14 protein-coding genes and 2 pseudogenes are annotated in these 16,341 nt (G+C 60.7%); 5 read left to right on the top strand and 11 right to left on the bottom strand.

Translation table 11 applies throughout. The annotated features are described in order from the left end of the window. Positions 1–421 precede the first annotated feature (421 nt). The gene (locus OK411_RS19670; protein ID WP_024013689.1) at positions 422–892 is read right to left on the bottom strand and encodes a hypothetical protein; all 471 of its coding nucleotides are present in this window, start codon (positions 890–892) and stop codon (positions 422–424) included. 454 nt (positions 893–1,346) lie between these two features. On the opposite strand from OK411_RS19670, the gene OK411_RS19665 reads away from it, so the two are divergent. Beyond that, the gene (locus OK411_RS19665; protein ID WP_122611530.1) at positions 1,347–2,282 is read left to right on the top strand and encodes a chemotaxis protein CheV; all 936 of its coding nucleotides are present in this window, start codon (positions 1,347–1,349) and stop codon (positions 2,280–2,282) included. Positions 2,283–2,469: 187 nt separating this feature from the next. Next, positions 2,470–3,276, top strand: a complete 807-nt coding sequence (locus OK411_RS19660; RefSeq protein ID WP_264365571.1) for an MOSC domain-containing protein — start codon at positions 2,470–2,472, stop codon at positions 3,274–3,276. A 72-nt stretch (positions 3,277–3,348) separates the two neighbouring features. Here the strand turns inward: OK411_RS19660 and OK411_RS19655 are convergent, their stop codons facing one another. The 9 genes and pseudogenes from OK411_RS19655 to OK411_RS19620 all read right to left on the bottom strand — a co-directional run bounded on the left by OK411_RS19655 (position 3,349) and on the right by OK411_RS19620 (position 12,680). Continuing rightward, a complete protein-coding gene (locus OK411_RS19655) occupies positions 3,349–3,633 on the bottom strand; it encodes a pyrimidine/purine nucleoside phosphorylase (protein WP_264365570.1) in 285 nt (94 codons plus the stop codon). A gap of 71 nt (positions 3,634–3,704) precedes the next feature. Then, the gene (locus OK411_RS19650) at positions 3,705–4,247 is read right to left on the bottom strand and encodes an exonuclease domain-containing protein (RefSeq protein WP_024013686.1); all 543 of its coding nucleotides are present in this window, start codon (positions 4,245–4,247) and stop codon (positions 3,705–3,707) included. 70 nt (positions 4,248–4,317) lie between these two features. Further along, positions 4,318–4,671: pseudogene (locus OK411_RS27205) on the bottom strand (acetyl-CoA carboxylase biotin carboxyl carrier protein subunit); the annotation flags it as partial. A gap of 86 nt (positions 4,672–4,757) precedes the next feature. Next, positions 4,758–6,279, bottom strand: a pseudogene (locus tag OK411_RS19645) (acetyl/propionyl/methylcrotonyl-CoA carboxylase subunit alpha); the annotation flags it as partial. 120 nt (positions 6,280–6,399) lie between these two features. Then, positions 6,400–7,194: an enoyl-CoA hydratase/isomerase family protein gene (locus tag OK411_RS19640; protein ID WP_264365568.1), complete on the bottom strand. Its 795-nt coding sequence runs from the start codon at positions 7,192–7,194 to the stop codon at positions 6,400–6,402. Then, on the bottom strand, positions 7,191–8,348 hold the full coding sequence (gene atuD / locus OK411_RS19635) for a citronellyl-CoA dehydrogenase (RefSeq protein ID WP_264365567.1): 1,158 nt from the start codon (positions 8,346–8,348) through the stop codon (positions 7,191–7,193). Before atuD ends, OK411_RS19640 begins: the two co-directional genes overlap by 4 nt. 33 nt (positions 8,349–8,381) lie before the next feature. Continuing rightward, the gene (gene atuC, locus OK411_RS19630; RefSeq protein ID WP_264365566.1) at positions 8,382–9,995 is read right to left on the bottom strand and encodes a geranyl-CoA carboxylase subunit beta; all 1,614 of its coding nucleotides are present in this window, start codon (positions 9,993–9,995) and stop codon (positions 8,382–8,384) included. Between the two features lie 3 nt (positions 9,996–9,998). Beyond that, positions 9,999–10,883: an SDR family oxidoreductase gene (locus tag OK411_RS19625; protein WP_197891366.1), complete on the bottom strand. Its 885-nt coding sequence runs from the start codon at positions 10,881–10,883 to the stop codon at positions 9,999–10,001. Positions 10,884–10,895: 12 nt separating this feature from the next. Beyond that, positions 10,896–12,680: an acyclic terpene utilization AtuA family protein gene (locus OK411_RS19620; RefSeq protein WP_264365565.1), complete on the bottom strand. Its 1,785-nt coding sequence runs from the start codon at positions 12,678–12,680 to the stop codon at positions 10,896–10,898. A 184-nt stretch (positions 12,681–12,864) separates the two neighbouring features. Between OK411_RS19620 and OK411_RS19615 the strand changes: the two genes are divergently transcribed. From OK411_RS19615 to OK411_RS19605, 3 genes are all read left to right on the top strand, one after another. Continuing rightward, positions 12,865–13,488: a TetR/AcrR family transcriptional regulator gene (locus tag OK411_RS19615; RefSeq protein WP_264365564.1), complete on the top strand. Its 624-nt coding sequence runs from the start codon at positions 12,865–12,867 to the stop codon at positions 13,486–13,488. A gap of 93 nt (positions 13,489–13,581) precedes the next feature. Then, positions 13,582–14,379, top strand: a complete 798-nt coding sequence (locus tag OK411_RS19610; RefSeq protein ID WP_130927534.1) for a substrate-binding periplasmic protein — start codon at positions 13,582–13,584, stop codon at positions 14,377–14,379. 85 nt (positions 14,380–14,464) lie between these two features. Continuing rightward, on the top strand, positions 14,465–15,478 hold the full coding sequence (locus tag OK411_RS19605) for a GNAT family N-acetyltransferase (RefSeq protein ID WP_264365563.1): 1,014 nt from the start codon (positions 14,465–14,467) through the stop codon (positions 15,476–15,478). A gap of 136 nt (positions 15,479–15,614) precedes the next feature. Here the strand turns inward: OK411_RS19605 and OK411_RS19600 are convergent, their stop codons facing one another. Further along, positions 15,615–16,169, bottom strand: coding sequence for an RNA polymerase factor sigma-70 (locus OK411_RS19600; RefSeq protein WP_008088195.1), 555 nt, complete (start codon positions 16,167–16,169; stop codon positions 15,615–15,617). Positions 16,170–16,341: the final 172 nt, after the last annotated feature.

Here is a 16,341-nt window from a genome sequence, read left to right as displayed (position 1 = left end):
GGTGACTGGCGGATCTCTGTGTGGAAATACTGTCAATTATGTTATTGATTCATACCGCATTCGTTAAGCAATCATTGACCGGCAGTAACATTGCTAATGAAACGCTGAAGTCACTGTGCCATTAAACGGCAGGTAATTAACCGGCGGCATAATACCACTTAACATACCGTTGGTCGCGGTCGCTATATATGTCCATTCAGTCAGGAAATACCGGATCGTGGACGCAAGTTCCATATTGGAAAAAGTTGGAGTTTTTGTAGTTGGACGACTTCGATTTTGCCTGGAAGTGTCTCTGGGAGCACACAGGGAAAACCCTGATGGCGGCCTCTGGAAATCAGCCGTTGGTCGGGCAGATTATTTGACCCGGATTGTCGCTGGCAGGTATGCACTATTCAATTACGACAGTTTCGCGGCCAGTTTCTCAAGCCTGGTGCGCTATCAGGGACGCAGAGAGCAAACGTTTGCTCATCATCTTCGGTTCGAACGTGTCTTGGCCCATTTGTGCCGCAAAGGCCTCAAGCAGGGCTGTCTGCTCGCTGCCATCAAGGCTCAGTTGTCCGGTTTTATGATCGACCAGCTCAAGCTGCCATGCCATCAGGGTGAAACAGTCTCGCAAGGCATCGAGGGCCTGTTCGTGCAGGTCGACGCGATCCTGGGTCAGATTCAGCAGACTGTATATGTGCAGGGAAAACTCGGAGATTGCTTCCAGCGCCAAGGCTTCGGCGCGGCCGGCCAGCTTCAGCAGAGTGCCGAGCATGCAGTCGATGGCATCCTTGTCATTGCTGATCAGTTGCAGATGGCTCAGGCATTCTTCGGACTTGGCGAGAAGCGTTTCGGCCTCGACCAGAAATTCGGGGAAGCGTTGCGCCCAGTCTTTACGGTCGATTGGCATGTTCATCTCCACCACGTCGTGTTGGTTGACGGATGGCCGTGTGTGGCGACGATCATGAATCGTCGGCAGATCGCGCCCGGCGGTGCAGGTGCACGGACCGAGGGGTTCCAGAGGGTGGGTTGCCACTGAATTGCGATCGCACACAATAGCCTGACTCCGTTCATGCAATGAGAATGGCGTCACAGTAATGGCTATTGGAAATGGCGAATATCAGGTTGGGCCTGATTGATCCTAGGGGAATCCCTTAGGCGCGGGAACCTAACGTGCAAACCGAGGTCGCGCCGCAATGAATCTAGCAGATGAAATCACGATTGCCAGTAAAGCATGATGTCAGTGTGACATCAATGGCCGTTTATGGCATTTTTAGCGGCGCGCTTTACAGCAATCAAGATTAGCTGAATGCAGCCGATAAACCCCCATAGTGAATTCATCAGAACAAGCCCAGGAGTCATTGATGGCCGGCATTCTCGACACGGTAGACCAACGCACGCAACTGGTGGGTGAGAATCGCCTGGAAATCCTCATGTTTCGCCTGGCCGGACGCCAGCTGTTCGCGATCAACGTGTTCAAGGTTCAGGAGGTGCTGCAACTGCCGAAGCTGACCCTGATGCCGCAGCGTCATCCCTTCGTCTGCGGCGTGGTCAATCTGCGCGGGCAGACCCTGCCGGTGATCGACCTGTCCCAGGCAATCGGCATGCGCCCACTGGTGCCGGGCCCGAACAGCACTATCATCGTCACCGAATACAACCGTTCGGTGCAGGCCTTCCTCGTCGGCGGTGTCGACCGCATCGTCAACATGAACTGGGAAGCCATTCTGCCGCCGCCGACCAGTGCCGGCCGCCAGCATTATCTGACCGCGATCAGCAAGGTCGACGATCAACTGGTGGAGATCATCGACGTCGAGAAAGTCCTCGCTGAAATCGTCCCGTACAACGCCAAGGTCTCGCGCGAGAAACTCGACGACCCGGTACTGGAACGCGCCCGTGGCCGCGAAGTGTTGTTGGTGGACGACTCCAACGTAGCGCTCTCGCAATTGCGCGATACCCTCGGACAGCTCGGGGTGAAAATGCACATTGCCAGCGACGGTCTGAAAGCCTTGAACATGCTCAAGGCCTGGGCCGATACCGGCGTGCACATGACCGACAAACTGCTGATGATTTTCACCGACGCGGAAATGCCGGAAATGGACGGTTATCGCCTGACCACGGAGATCCGCAACGACCCTCGCCTGCGTGGCCTGTACGTCGTACTGCACACCTCGCTGTCCGGCAGTTTCAACGACTCGATGGTGAAGAAGGTCGGTTGCGACAACTTCCTCTCCAAATTCCAGCCGGACAAATTGGTTGATGTGGTACGCCAGCGTCTGATGCTCGACGTCGTGCCGGCCTGAAACACGCACATCTTGCTTCCTGTGCGAGCCTGCTCGCGAAAGCGCAGGGTCGGACACATTGATGGTGAATGTGCCGGCCTCTTCGCGAGCAGGCTCGCTCCCACAGAAGTGTATTTACATTAATGACGGCTTTGATTCGGTATTGAAGCTCGTATAGGGTGGCGTTTTTCCTCCAAGGAAGCTGGCCATGCTGCGTCTGCGCGCGCTTTATCGTTACCCGTTGAAATCCGGCAAGGGCGAAATCCTGCAAAGCATCGAGCTGGACAAGCTCGGGCTGGCGGGCGACCGACGCTGGATGCTGGTGGACGAGGCCAGCGGGCGCTTTCTGACCCAGCGTGCCGAAGCGAAGATGAGTCAGTTGTCGGCGTTATGGAATGCCGGCGGCGGTCTGACCCTCAGCGCTCCCGAGCAGGGTTCTATCGAAGTCGCGCTGCCCGCTGCCGACGCCGAGCTGCGCGGTGTGACGATCTGGCGTGACACCCTGCGGGTGCCGGACGCCGGTGATCAAGCCGCGCGTTTTGTCAGCGACTTCCTCGGGAGGCCGACACGTCTGGTGCAAATGCCACTCGAGCGGGCACGCACCACGCAGTCGGGTTTCGGCAAGGACGACGATCAAGTGGCGTTCGCCGACGGTTATCCATTGCTGCTGATCGGCGAAGCCTCGCGGCAGGCTCTCTCGGAAACGGTAGGGCGAGACCTGGAGATGCTGCGCTTCCGTCCGAATCTGGTGATCGAAGGCAGCGCGCCCTACGCCGAGGACCAATGGAAACGCATTCGCATCGGCGATATCGAATTCCGCGTGGTCAAGCCATGTGCGCGTTGCATCATGACCACCGTCGACCCGCAAACCGGTGAGCGCAGTGCTGATCGTGAGCCGTTCGCGACGTTACAGAAACACCGCAGCACCGCCGATGGCGCGATGTTCGGGCAGAATCTGGTCAACGACGGTAACGGTCGCCTGGAAGTCGGCATGCCGGTGGAGATTCTCGAATAGGCTGTCGCTGAAACGAAAAATGCCCGGGTCTTTTGGACGCGGGCATTTTTTTGCGCGGTGAAACCGGCGGGATCAGCCGCGGTATTCGCACAGGTAAGCGGTATCCACTTCGACTTTCAGCTGGAACTTGCTGTTGGCCGGAACGTTGAACTGGCTGCCGGCGGCGAAGGTTTCCCAGTCGCTGCTGTATGGCAGTTTTACGTTCAGCGCGCCGGACACCACGTGCATGATCTCGCGCTGGCTGGTGCCGAATTCGTATTCGCCCGGGGCCATGACGCCAATGGTCGCCGGACCTTCAGCGGTGCCAAAGGCGATCGACTTGACGGTGCCGTCGAAGTACTCGTTGACTTTAAACATGGGCGGATTCCTCGAAAAGGGCTTAAAAGGGGGCGGCCAGTATGCACAAGGCTTTTCGCGCCGTCACGCGTCTAAAGCGGCAGGACCAGCGGCAATAACCGTGCAGTATTGCGGGCATCTTCCAGCGCGCGATGTTGTTGGCCGTTGAACTGCATGCCCGCCAGTTGCAACGCGCCGTTGAGCCCCAGCGGTCGTTCCAGGCGCCGAGCCTTGGCGAAGCGCTGTTTGAGGTTCATGTGCGGGACTTTGCTCAGGCCGCTGTCGATGTTCAGGCGCTGCCACTCCTGGAGCAACTGCTGGCGATCGTAACCGCCCCAACTGGCCCAGCCTTCAAGGCGAGCCTGATGCTGCGCCAGCCAACGCTCAAAGGCCGGCCAGACTTCGCTCAGCGGTTGCGCCGAATCGATGTTGGCCTGAGTGATGTGTGTCAGCTCCCGACAGAACGGCGTCAGCAATGGCCGGCGGGTCGGTTTGACGAAGCGCTGGAAGTGATCCTGCTCGCGCCCGGCGCGGTCGACCAGGGTCGCACCGATCTCGATAATTTCCATTTCCGTGACCGGCCAGCCACCCTCGTCTGTGGTGGCTTCCAGATCTATGACCAGCCAATGGGGCATCGCAGGGTTCCTGATTTCCGCGTTCTGATTTATCAGAGCGTAGTCAAACCCCGCGCTTGTGCCCGGGCGACTACTCGACCTGCAACAGAACCTGACGATTTTTTACCTGATCGCCGACCTTCACTTGCACCCGTTTGAGCACGCCATCGATGCCGGCCTTCAACGGATGCTCCATTTTCATTGCCTCCAGTACCACCAGCAATTGACCCTTGCTGACCGTACTGCCTTCGCTGACCAGCACATCGACAATGGCACCGTCCATCGGGGCTTTCAGGGTGCCGGAGGCGACGCTGGTCTGACTGTCGATCGGCGCATGAGTTCGATCCTCCAGGTGCAGGCTGCCCGGATGGGTGAACAGCCACAGCTGCCGATCGTGCAGACGATAGGCGTGACGCTGGCGCAGACCATCGACTTCGAGGGTGATCGATTGCGCGGCGTGCTCAATGATTTTCACCGCCACAGTGCTTTCGCCAGCCTGCACGACCAACTCGCCGGGTTTGCGCGCCAGCACCGCCAGCGTCCAGTCCTGCTCGTCACTGCCCAGTCGATAGTGCAACGGCACGCTGGCGTTGTTGCGCCAGCCGTTCAGCGGGGCGCGATGGGGCAGGGCGCTGGCCTGATAGAACAACACCACGGCAATCGCCAGTTGCGCCGTCGTCGGCACATAAGTGTTGAGGCAGGCATGGCTGGAAAAATGTTCTTGGATGAAGGCGGTGCTGAAATCGCCACTGATGAACTGCGGATGTTGCAGCAGGCCTTCGAGCAAGCGTTGGTTGCTTTGCACGCCAAGCAGCACCGTGTCCTGCACCGCCCGCAACAATTTGCGCCGCGCCTCTTCGCGGGTTGCGCCGTGGGCGATCAGTTTGCCCAGCAGCGGGTCGTAGAACGGGCTCACCGACTGGCCTTCAAGCAGACCGTGATCGATCCGCGCCCCGTGATCCGAAGCCGGTTGCCATGCGGCAATTCGGCCGGTTTGCGGGAGAAAATCCGCAGCGGGATCCTCAGCGTAGAGGCGCACTTCCATGGCGTGACCGTCGAGGCGGACCTGTTCCTGCGTCAGCGGTAACGGCTGGCCCTCGGCAACCAGCAGTTGCCACGCGACCAGATCGAGGCCGGTGATCAATTCCGTCACCGGATGCTCGACCTGCAGACGGGTGTTCATCTCCAGAAAGTAGAACTGCCCGCGTGCGTCGAGGAGGAACTCCACGGTGCCGGCGCCGACATAATCCACCGCGCGCCCGGCCTTGAGCGCCGCTTCGCCCATGGCCTGGCGCAGCTCGGCGGTCATCACCGGGCACGGCGCTTCTTCGATGACTTTCTGATGGCGGCGCTGGATCGAGCAATCGCGTTCGCCGAGATAGACCAGATGGCCGTGCTGGTCGCCGAACAATTGCACTTCGACGTGGCGCGGTTCGATCAATGCCTGTTCGAGAATCAACTCGTCGCTGCCGAAACCGTTCATTGCTTCGGACCGCGCGGTGCGCAGTTGCGCCGCCAGTTCGCTGGCCTCGTGCACCAGGCGCATGCCACGTCCACCGCCACCGGCACTGGCCTTGATCATCAGCGGATAGCCGATGCGCTCGGCTTCGGCCAGCAGCGTCGCGTCGTCCTGCGCTGCGCCTTGATAGCCGGCAATGCACGGCACGCCCGCGTCGAGCATGGCGATTTTCGACAGGCGTTTGCTGCCCATCAGTTCGATCGCTTCGGCGCTGGGGCCGATGAAAATCAGCCCGGCTTCGGCGCAGGCGCGAGCGAAATCGGCGTTTTCCGAGAGGAAGCCGTAGCCCGGGTGAATCGCGTCGGCGCCGCTGCGGCGGGCGGCGTCGAGGATCGCCGCAATGTTGAGGTAGGACTGCTGCACCGGCGCCGGGCCGATACGCACGGCTTGGTCGGCCATTTGTACGTGCAGCGCATCGGCGTCGGCGTCGCTGAAAACGGCGACGGTGCGATAACCCAGCGCCTGGGCCGTGCGCTGGATGCGGCAGGCGATTTCACCGCGGTTGGCGATCAGGATTTTGTGGAGGGTGGGCATGGTGGGGTTCCTGAAATGATAGCGGTGAATGGGATGGCCGCATCGCTGGCAAGCCAGCTCCCACAGGTTATTTGAGCAAATGAGAATCCGTGTGGGAGCGGGCTTGCCCGCGATGCTTTTTCAGGCCCATCCCGGTTTGCGTTTCTGCATGAATGCCATCGTCCCCTCGATTCCTTCCTCTCCAGTCACCGCCGCGCTGAACCACTGCGCCGCCTCATCAAGCAACTCACTCGACGGCTGTCCGGCACTTGCCAGCAACAATGCTTTGGTCGCGGCATTCGCTTCCGGCGCGCAGCGCAGTACCTGTTGCAAGACCTCATCCAGTCGCTCGGCCAACGCTTGGGCATCCTGTTCAACGAAATGCACCAGCCCCAATCGCTGCGCCTCGGCGCCATCGAAACGCGCCGCCGTCAGCGCGAGCCGGCGGGTTTCGGTCAAGCCGATCCGTTGCACCACAAACGGTGCGATTTGCGCCGGGATCAGGCCGAGGCTGGTTTCCGGCAAACCGAACTGCGCCTGGTGATCGCTAATCGCAATATCGCTGACGCAGGCCAGGCCGAAGCCGCCGCCGAGCACGGCGCCTTGCAACACGCAGATCAGCACCTGCGGCGTGTGCTGGGCTTCCTCCAGTAACGCGCCAAACGCCCGGTTCAACTCGCGGTAAGCGTCCGCGCCCTGAGCCCGGGCATTGGCCATGTCCTTGATGTCGCCACCGGCGCAGAAATGCCCGCCGGCACCGCTGACCACCAAGGCCCGCACTGTGCGGTCATCGCGCACCGCCGCCAGCACCGCGCGCACCTCGGCGACCATTTGCAGGCTCATCGCGTTGCGGCTGTCCGGGCGGTTGAGGGTGATGTGCAGCACGCCGCCATGCAGTTCCAGCAACAGCGTCTGGCAATCGGGCAGGCGGCTCATTTCTTTTTCCCCGGCAGGATGCCCATCAGTTTGCAGATGATCCCCAGCATGATTTCGTCGGCGCCGCCGCCAATCGATACCAGGCGCACATCGCGATAGGCGCGGGCCACCGGGTTGTCCCACATGAAGCCCATGCCGCCCCAATATTGCAGGCAGCTGTCGCTGACTTCACGGCCGAGGCGTCCGGCCTTGAGCTTGGCCATCGATGCCAGTCGGGTGACGTCCTGACCTTTGATGTATTGCTCGGTAGCCTGATAGACCAGTGCGCGCAGGCATTCGATTTCGGTCTGCAATTCGGCGAGGCGGAAGTGGATCACCTGGTTATCGATCAGCGCATTACCGAAGGTCTTGCGCTCCTTGCAGTACTCGATGGTGCTGTCGATGCAATATTCCAGGCCCTTGATCATGTTTGCCGCGCCGAACAGGCGTTCTTCCTGGAACTGCAGCATCTGCATCATGAACCCGGCGCCTTCGTGGCCGATACGATTGCGCTGCGGCACGCGCACGTTGTCGAAGAACACCTGCGCGGTTTCCGAGCTGCGCATGCCGAGCTTGTCCAGGTGCGAACTGAGGCTGATCCCGGGGGTGTTCATCGGCACCATGATCAGCGACTTATTGATGTGCGGCTTGTCGTCCGAGGTGTTGGCGAGAAGGCAGATGAAATCGGCGCTCGGCGAGTTGGTGATCCACATTTTGCTGCCGTTGATCACGTAGTCGTCGCCGTCCTTGCGCGCCGTGGTTTTCAGCCCGGCGACATCGGAGCCGGCGCCGACTTCGGAAACGCCGATGCAACCGACCTGTTCGCCCGTGATGGCCGGCCGGAGGAATTCTTCGCGCAATTCATCGGAGCCGAAGCGGGCGAGGGCGGGTGTACACATATCGGTCTGCACGCCGATCGACATCGGAATCCCGCCGCAATGAATGGTGCCGAACTCTTCGGCGGCGACAATCGAATAGCTGTAGTCGAGGCCCATGCCGCCGAATTTTTCCGGCTTGGAAATGCCCAGCAGGCCCAGCTCACCGGCCTTGCGGAAAATTTCGTGGATGGGGAAGCTTCCGGCCTTTTCCCACTCTTCGACGTGCGGGTTGATCTCGTGCGTGACGAATTGGCGGACGGTGCGACGCAGGGCTTCGTGTTCCGGGGTGAAGATCATTGTTGTTGTTCTCCGTAGGATCCGTGGCGGTCGTCAGCGGCTGACGCCGAAGCTGTTGGGTTGCAGCGTGCGCATGTCGGCTTCGTGGCAGATATCCAGCAAGTAACCGAGCAGGGTGCGGGTGTCGCGCGGGTCGATCAGGCCGTCGTCCCACAGGTTGGCGCTGCCGTACAGTGCGGTGGACTGGCTGTCGAGTTTCTGCGCGGTCATCTGTTCGAGCATGTCGAGCATTTTCGGATCGGGCTCGATGCCGTCCTTGAGCTGTTTGGCTTCGGTAACGATGCGCAAGACCTTGCCGGCCTGTGCGCCACCCATCACTGCCGTTCGGCTGTTGGGCCAGGCGAAGATGAAGCGCGGATCGAGCCCGCGCCCGCACATGGCGTAGTTGCCGGCGCCGTAGGAACCGCCGACGACGATGGTCAGTTTAGGCACCCGTGCGTTGGCCACCGCCTGGATCAGTTTCGAGCCGTGCTTGATCACGCCTTGCTGTTCCGATTCGGTGCCGACCATGAAACCCGTGGTGTTGTGGAAAAACAGCAGCGGCGTCTGGCTCTGGTCGCACAACTGGATGAACTGCGCCGCCTTGCTCGCACCTTGCGGGGTGATCGGGCCGTTGTTGCCGATGAAGCCGCAGGCGCGGCCCTGGATTTTCAGTTGGCCGCAAAGGGTTTGCTGATCGAACTCGCCTTTGAATTCGAGAAAGTCCGACTCGTCAGCAATCCGCGCGATGATTTCGCGCACGTCGTAGGGTTTTTTCGCATCGTCGGGGATCAGCCCCAGCAGTTCGTCGATGGGGTAGAGCGGTTCGTTGTATGGCGGCTCCGGCAGCCAGGGCAGCTGCTCGTTCCATGGCAGCATGCGCATGATGTCGCGGACCTGGCGTATGCCGTCAGCGTCGTTTTCAGCGAGATATTCGGCAGTGCCGGCGACCTGCGCGTGCATCTCGGCGCCACCGAGTTCTTCATCGGTGGCCACTTCGCCGGTCGCCGCTTTGAGCAATGGCGGGCCGGCGAGGAACAGCTTGGCCTTGCCGCGCACCACCACCACGTAATCCGACAACCCCGGTTGATAGGCGCCGCCTGCGGTGGCCGAGCCGTGTACCACGGTGATCTGCGGCAAACCCATCGCTGACATGCGCGCCTGATTGGCGAAACTGCGCGCGCCTTCGACAAAAATCTCCGCCGCGTAGTTGAGATTGGCACCGCCGCTTTCAGCGAGGGTGATCATCGGCAGTTTGTTCTCCCGCGCGATCTGTTGCAGGCGCAGGGATTTTTTCAGGCCGCTCGGCGAGATCGTGCCACCCTTGATTGCGCTGTTGTTGGCGACCACCATCGCACGGATGCCGCAGACATAACCGATCCCGGCAATCAGCCCGCCACCGGCCGAGCTGCCGTCCTTGTCGTCATGCAACTTGTAGCCGGCGAGGCTGGCCAGTTCGAGGAACGGCGCGCCGGGGTCGAGCAGCAGGTTCAGGCGCTCGCGGGGCAACAGTTGCCCGCGTTTGCTGAATTTGTCTTTGGCTTCGGCGGCCTTGTTCAGCAGGTTCTGTTCGAGCTGCTGCACCTGCTCGATGGCGGCGAGCATGGCCGCGCGGTTGCGCGCGAACGCTTCGCTGTGCGGATCGAGTTGCGACTGAATCTGCGCCATGGCTTATTCCTTGTCCTTGAGCACGTCGGGACGCAACACTTCTGGTAAATACGCGCGGTGAAAACCATTGAACGATTCGCTGTGGCTGGCTTTGTGCAGCGGCCAGGCGCGGCTGCCGAGGCTGGCGGCGCCGTCGATTTTCACCGTGGTGCCGCTGATGAATGCCGCTGCCGGGCTGAGCAGAAACACGATCGCCGCACTGACTTCCGATTCGGTGCCGATACGCTTGAGCGGCACATGCTCGCGCAGGGTCGGAATCACTGCTTTGAATGCGCCCTCGTAAGTGTCCATGCCGCTGGAGGCGATCCAGCCCGGCGCCACGGCGTTGACCCGGACCCCGGCGTAACCCCACTCGAACGCAGCAGTCTTGGTGAAGTTGTCCATGCCTGAACGCGCGGCGCCCGAGTGGCCCATGCCGGGCATGCCGCCCCACATATCGGCAAGCATGTTGACGATGCTGCCGCCGTGTTTGCTCATCGACTGGTTGAACACTTCGCGGGCCATCAGAAAGCCGCCGACCAGATTGGTCCGCAGCACGGTTTCGAAGCCCTTCTGATTGATCGAGGCCAAGGGCGACGGGTATTGGCCGCCGGCGTTGTTGACCAGACCGTGGATCGGCCCGTGTTCGGCGATCAGCTCTTTGACCAGTTGCTTGACCGCTTCTTCATCGCGGATATCGCAGGCCTTCCAGTGCGCGCGGCCGCCGTCCTCGGCGATTTCGGCGGCGACCTTTTCCAGCTTTTCCGGCTTGCGCCCGACCAGCAGCACATCGGCGCCAAGGGCCGCCAGTTCATGGGCGGTGCAGCGACCGATGCCGCTGCCGCCACCGGTGACAATCAGGTTCTGGCCGCTGAACAGATCGGCGCGAAAAATCGACGCGTAAGCCATGCACACCATCCTCTAGTCGAGCTGTTCGGCGATGCTCTGCGGCACCGGGATCTGGATTTCCAATAGTTGCTGGGCGAAGGCTTTGCCTTGCGGGTCGATGCGCAGACTGGCGACACCGCCACCGCCGAGGGCGTTTTCCAAAAGAAAATTGAGGCTTTGGGTGCCGGGCAGATACCAGCGTTCGACACGCCCGAGCACCGGATCGAGGACGTGGCGCATCCAGTCGACCACCACCGAAGGGGTCAGCGCTTCGGCGATCCATGGCAGGTAATCGGGATGGCGCGGCATCACGCCGATGTTGCTGTGGTTGCCCTTGTCGCCGGAGCGCGCCACCGCCAGTTTCACCAGCGGCACACTGGCATCGGCGCGGCCCTGGGGTCTGGGGGGCTGATGGGCGAGCGGCAAATCTGCGCTGTCGAGGGCCACTGGGTCGGGGAGGGTGCACGGATGGCGCTCACCGGCCATGTCGATTTGCAGCGTGCAGGCATTTTTATCTATGAGAAATGAGAACAGGCGGATGACCGGGTACACGGTCGGACGTCCGCCGACGATGCCGGTCAGACCGGGCGCCATACCGGTCGCGGCCTGGGCGATCTCTTTGGAAAACAGCACCAGCGCGCGTTTGTCAGGATGGCGCACGGCGATTTTGATCACCACTTCACGGCTGTCGCGGCGCTGGCCGTGGGGGCCGTAGGTGGCTTCGCTGCCGAGCAGTTCGACATGGGTTTCGCTGTACGGCGCCCAGCCGCGCAGGCTGAACATCTCGGCGGTCTTGTCGATGATCGCCTGACTGACCCGCCGCGCCTTGTCCACCGCGTCGATGCCGGCCATCAGGCAACTGGCGGTGCAGCGAAAACCGTCCGGGTACGTGGCGCTGACCTTGTATTTGTCGCTGGGCGGCAGGCCTTTGGCACCGTGCACCTGCACGACGTTTTTGCCTTGTTGCTGGAGTTTGACCTCAGTGAAATCGCAGATAACGTCGGGTAACAGATAGGCCTGCGGATCGCCGATTTCGTAGAGCATCTGCTCGCCAACGGTCAGCGGCGTGACCAGGCCGCCGGAGCCTTCGGGTTTGCTGACGAGGAACTGGCCATCGGCGCTGACCTCGATGATCGGAAAACCGATGTGCTCGTAATCCGGCACCTCGCGCCAGTCGGTGAAATTACCGCCGGTGCACTGCGCGCCGCATTCGATGATGTGCCCGGCCAGCGCGGCCTGGGCGAGTTTGTCGTAGTCATGCCACGACCAACCGAATTCGTGAACCAGCGCCGCACTGACCACGGCGCTGTCGACCACCCGGCCGGTGATGACAATGTCGGCACCCAGGCGCAGCGCTTCGACAATTCCCGGCGCGCCGAGGTAGGCGTTGGTCGACACGCACATGCGCGGAAGTGGCGCGCCGCTGAACATTTCGCGGATATCGGCGGGGTTTTTGAGCTGTCCTTGCAAGTCGTCGCCGAGCAACACGGCGATCTTCAGCTGGACCCCAGCCTGGTCGCAGGCTGCTTGCAGGGCCGCCGCGCAAGCCTGCGGATTGACCCCACCGGCATTGCTGATCACGCGGATCTTCTGTTCGGCCAGTTGCGTCAGCAGCGGCGCCAGCACTTCAACGAAGTCACCCGCGAACCCGGCCTGCGGGTCTTTCAGGCGCGCGCCGGCCATCAGCGACATGGTGATTTCGGCCAGATAATCGAACACCAGATAATCCAGGTTTCCGCCGGAGACAAGCTGGGCGGCAGCAGTGGAAGTGTCGCCCCAAAAAGCACTGGCGCAGCCGATTCGCACGGTGGTTGGCATTTTTATCTCCGACTCAGGGACCTGCGACAGAAGTGTCTGGAGGCTACCAAGCAAGCGCTTGGTTTGTAAACAGGCGAAACATTCTTCTGCCCAAGCGCTTGCTTGGTGCCCGCGCGCGGCTTAAATTGCGCGCAACCCTGCGGTTACAGGGGGCAACACACTGATCGACTGTAGGAGAGAACGGGTGGACGAGCAAAAAGCCCTGCGGGTCATGCGCGAACTGGTCGACCACGGCCAGTTGACCGACCCGGACAGCGCCCGTGGCAAATTGCTGCAAGTGGCGGCTCACCTGTTTCGCAACAAAGGCTACGAGCGCACCACGGTGCGTGATCTGGCCAGCGCTGTGGGCATCCAGTCGGGCAGTATTTTTCATCACTTCAAAAGCAAGGATGAAATTCTCCGCGCGGTGATGGAAGAAACCATCCGCTACAACACCGCGCTGATGCGCGCAGCTCTGGCCGAAGCCGGTGACGTGCGCGAGAAAGTGCTGGCGCTGATTCGCTGCGAATTGCAGTCGATCATGGGCGGCAGTGGCGAGGCGATGGCAGTGCTGGTGTACGAATGGCGCTCATTGTCCGAAGACGGCCAGGCTAAAGTCCTTGCTTTACGTGACGTTTATGAAGACATCTGGCTGCAGGTTCTGGGCGAGGCCAAGGACGCCGGCTATATTCGCGGCGACGTTTTTATTACCCGACGTTTCCTTACCGGCGCACTGTCCTGGACCACCACCTGGTTCCGTGCCGGCGGCAGTTTGAGCCTCGATCAGCTCGCCGATGAAGCGCTGATTCTGGTCCTCGAAGCGCGTTGAACGGTTGTCGGACCGGCCGACAAACTGGCTAAGTCGGCGAAACCGCCTAGCTTGAATGCATTGATCGCTATTTTTTTCGGGGAGTGGGGTGTTTTGAAGTCTTCGCCAATTCGGACAGCCGCCGGGCTGATGCTCGCTGCGCTGGCTGCGTTATGGGTATTGCCCGTTCAGTCAGCGCAATTGGTCCGGGTCGGCGCCGCGCATTTCCCGCCCTACACGATTCGCCCGGAAAACGGCGCCGACACCGGCCTGTTGCCGCAATTGATCGAGGCGTTGAACCGCTCGCAGAGCGACTATCAGTTCGTCCTGGTGCCGACGTCGATCCCGCGCCGCTTCGGTGATTTCAAGCAGGGCCGCATCGATATGGCGATCTTCGAGAACCCCGAGTGGGGCTGGAAGGACATTCCCCACGATGACGTCGACATGGGCCTGGAAGACGCCGAGATTTTCGTCGCGCAACGCGAGGACGGCCGCCAGCAAAACTACTTCTCGAGCCTGTCAGGCAAACGTCTGGCGCTGTTCAGCGGTTATCACTACGAATTTGCCAACTTCAACGCCGACCCGAAATACCTCGCGCACAACTACAACGCCACGCTGACCTATTCCCACGACAGCAACCTGCTGATGGTCCTGCGCGGGCGCGCCGACATTGCCCTGGTGACCCGCTCCTATCTGTTCGATTACCTGCTGCGCAACGAGAAGGTCCGCGATGAGCTGTTGGCGTCGCAGCGTACCGATCAGATCTATCACCATTACGCGATTCTGCGGCCAAGCGCTCCGATCACCGGCGACGCCTTCGGCAATCTGTTGCAGCGTCTGCGTGACAATGGCGAATTGCTGAAGATTTTCGAGCCTTACAAGATTGCCGTAGTGCCCGTGCCGCATCACTGAAGCGCTGTTTTCGTCCCGCGCTTAAATTTCCCTTCCCGGCTCACGTCACTTCGTTGAACTGTCGACGATTACGTGAGCCCGACCCATGTCCAATCTGAATGACCTGACTGCCCTGGCGTTGCCCTCGGGCAGTCGCTTGATCGCTGATGCTACCGAGAGCCGCTTGAGCCTGAGCCTGGACGGGCAACCGCTGATTCGGCTGCGCCTGGACCGCGAGGCCAATGGCCCGATTCAGCTTGATGAACGTTTTGCCCTGCCGCCCGGGCAAGCCTTGTGGGCCGCCTGTTATTGGCTGTTCGCCCGTGATCCGGTGTGCCAGCAATTGACCTGGCAACTCGATCAGCCGCCGACCGAAGCCTTGCGCAGTGGTCTGCTGATCAATACCGAAGTCGCCGGTGAGTATCGCTGCGAGCGCACGCTGTTCTGGCAACTGCCGCAGCCGTGGCTGGGCACTTCACTGACCGGCAGCTATCCGCAGCAAATGGTCATCAGCCATGGCAAGCGCCATCCGCTGCGACCGGTGAAGCCGCGTGGTGAAGTCTATCGGCGTTTCGATGCCCGGCTCGGCGCTTGGATTTCCTTGCGAACGCTGGAAATCGAGGAAGATCTGTCGCGCTTCAATCGCTGGCAGAACAGCCCGCGCGTGGCGAGTTTCTGGCAGGAGGAGGGCAGCCTTGAGCAGCATCGCGACTATCTCAACAAGCTCGATGCCGATCCGCACACGCTGACGCTGATCGGCTGTTTCGATGATCAGCCGTTCGCTTATTTCGAAGCCTACTGGGCCAAGGAAGATCGCATCGCGCCGTTCTACGATGCCGGCGATTACGACCGTGGCATTCACATGCTGGTCGGTGAGGAAAGTCATCGCGGCCCGCATAAAGTGGCGAGTTGGTTATCGGCGCTGGTGCATTACCTGTTTCTCGATGATCCACGCACCCAGCGCGTGGTCGCCGAACCGCGTGCCGACAACGCGAAGATGATCGGGCATATGCACAACCAATGCTTTCACTGCGAGAAGGAATTCGATTTTCCGCACAAGCGCGCGGCGCTGATGATTCTGGGGCGGGAGCGGTTTTTTGATCGGTGCCGGTTGGCCTGATGTATTCGGCCTCGGAATTTCGTTGGGTCAGAGGCCGCTTTCGCGAGCAGGCTCGCTCCCACACTGGATTTGTGTCGTTAATCAAACCCTGTGGGAGCGAGCCTGCTCGCGAATGGCTTGACGCAGAATCCGGATCCTAACGACGACCCGCAATCACCGCATCACGCCGACTGCCCGAGACCTTGCGGCAGTGCACCAGCGCATCACGAATCATGAAGTTGACCAGAGTGGGCGATACACCCAATTCCTTGGCGATGTCTTTCTGCGGCACGCCGTGCAAGCGGTACATCTCGAAGGCATAACGGGTGCGGCTGGGCAGTTCGGTCAGCGCATCGGCGATGTGTTCGAGGGTCGAGAAGTTGATGTGCGAAGTTTCCGGCGAAGCGCCCTGAATCACCACGTTCAAGCCTTCCTCTTCCGGGCCTGAGTATTTCTGTTCGAGCGCCTGCTTGCGGTAGTGATCGATGGCGAGGTTGCGCACGATCTGGAACAGGTAGCTCAGCTGAGCCTTGATCGACGACGTGATCGGCGGCGCCGATTGCAGTCGGAAAAACGCATCCTGAACCACATCTTCGGCACGAGACCTGCAACCGGTAATGCGGGCTGCAATCTTGACCAGAATCAGTCGATTGTCGACGAATGCCTGAAGTAGCGGTGAATCGCACCTGCTTGTGGATACTTGTTCCGTCATGGAAATCACCTTGCTGCCAATAGGTTAGTGGGAGGGCCTCGGGGGACGGCGCCGTCCTACACATCGAGCGACAAATTATGTTGAATGATAATGATTGTCAAATGAGAAAGAGAGGTATTGCTGTAAGGCGATGTGTTTTGCCAACTGCGACACGCCGCCGCACCCCAGCCCC

Source organism: Pseudomonas sp. RG1 (genome assembly GCF_025910115.1).
Taxonomy (GTDB): domain Bacteria; phylum Pseudomonadota; class Gammaproteobacteria; order Pseudomonadales; family Pseudomonadaceae; genus Aquipseudomonas; species Aquipseudomonas atacamensis.
The sequence above is the reverse complement of the archived record's forward strand: the minus strand, read 5'-3'. Positions and strand labels throughout refer to the sequence as shown.

Bases quoted from the DNA above. Each gene is read 5' to 3' on its own strand.
- OK411_RS19670 (WP_024013689.1), bottom strand. From the start codon at position 892: ATGCCAATCGACCGTAAAGACTGGGCGCAACGCTTCCCCGAATTTCTG.
- OK411_RS19665 (WP_122611530.1), top strand. From the start codon at position 1,347: ATGGCCGGCATTCTCGACACGGTAGACCAACGCACGCAACTGGTGGGT.
- OK411_RS19660 (WP_264365571.1), top strand. From the start codon at position 2,470: ATGCTGCGTCTGCGCGCGCTTTATCGTTACCCGTTGAAATCCGGCAAG.
- OK411_RS19655 (WP_264365570.1), bottom strand. From the start codon at position 3,633: ATGTTTAAAGTCAACGAGTACTTCGACGGCACCGTCAAGTCGATCGCC.
- OK411_RS19650 (WP_024013686.1), bottom strand. From the start codon at position 4,247: ATGCCCCATTGGCTGGTCATAGATCTGGAAGCCACCACAGACGAGGGT.
- OK411_RS19640 (WP_264365568.1), bottom strand. From the start codon at position 7,194: ATGAGCCGCCTGCCCGATTGCCAGACGCTGTTGCTGGAACTGCATGGC.
- atuD (WP_264365567.1), bottom strand. From the start codon at position 8,348: ATGATCTTCACCCCGGAACACGAAGCCCTGCGTCGCACCGTCCGCCAA.
- atuC (WP_264365566.1), bottom strand. From the start codon at position 9,995: ATGGCGCAGATTCAGTCGCAACTCGATCCGCACAGCGAAGCGTTCGCG.
- OK411_RS19625 (WP_197891366.1), bottom strand. From the start codon at position 10,883: ATGGCTTACGCGTCGATTTTTCGCGCCGATCTGTTCAGCGGCCAGAAC.
- OK411_RS19620 (WP_264365565.1), bottom strand. From the start codon at position 12,680: ATGCCAACCACCGTGCGAATCGGCTGCGCCAGTGCTTTTTGGGGCGAC.
- OK411_RS19605 (WP_264365563.1), top strand. From the start codon at position 14,465: ATGTCCAATCTGAATGACCTGACTGCCCTGGCGTTGCCCTCGGGCAGT.
- OK411_RS19600 (WP_008088195.1), bottom strand. From the start codon at position 16,169: ATGACGGAACAAGTATCCACAAGCAGGTGCGATTCACCGCTACTTCAG.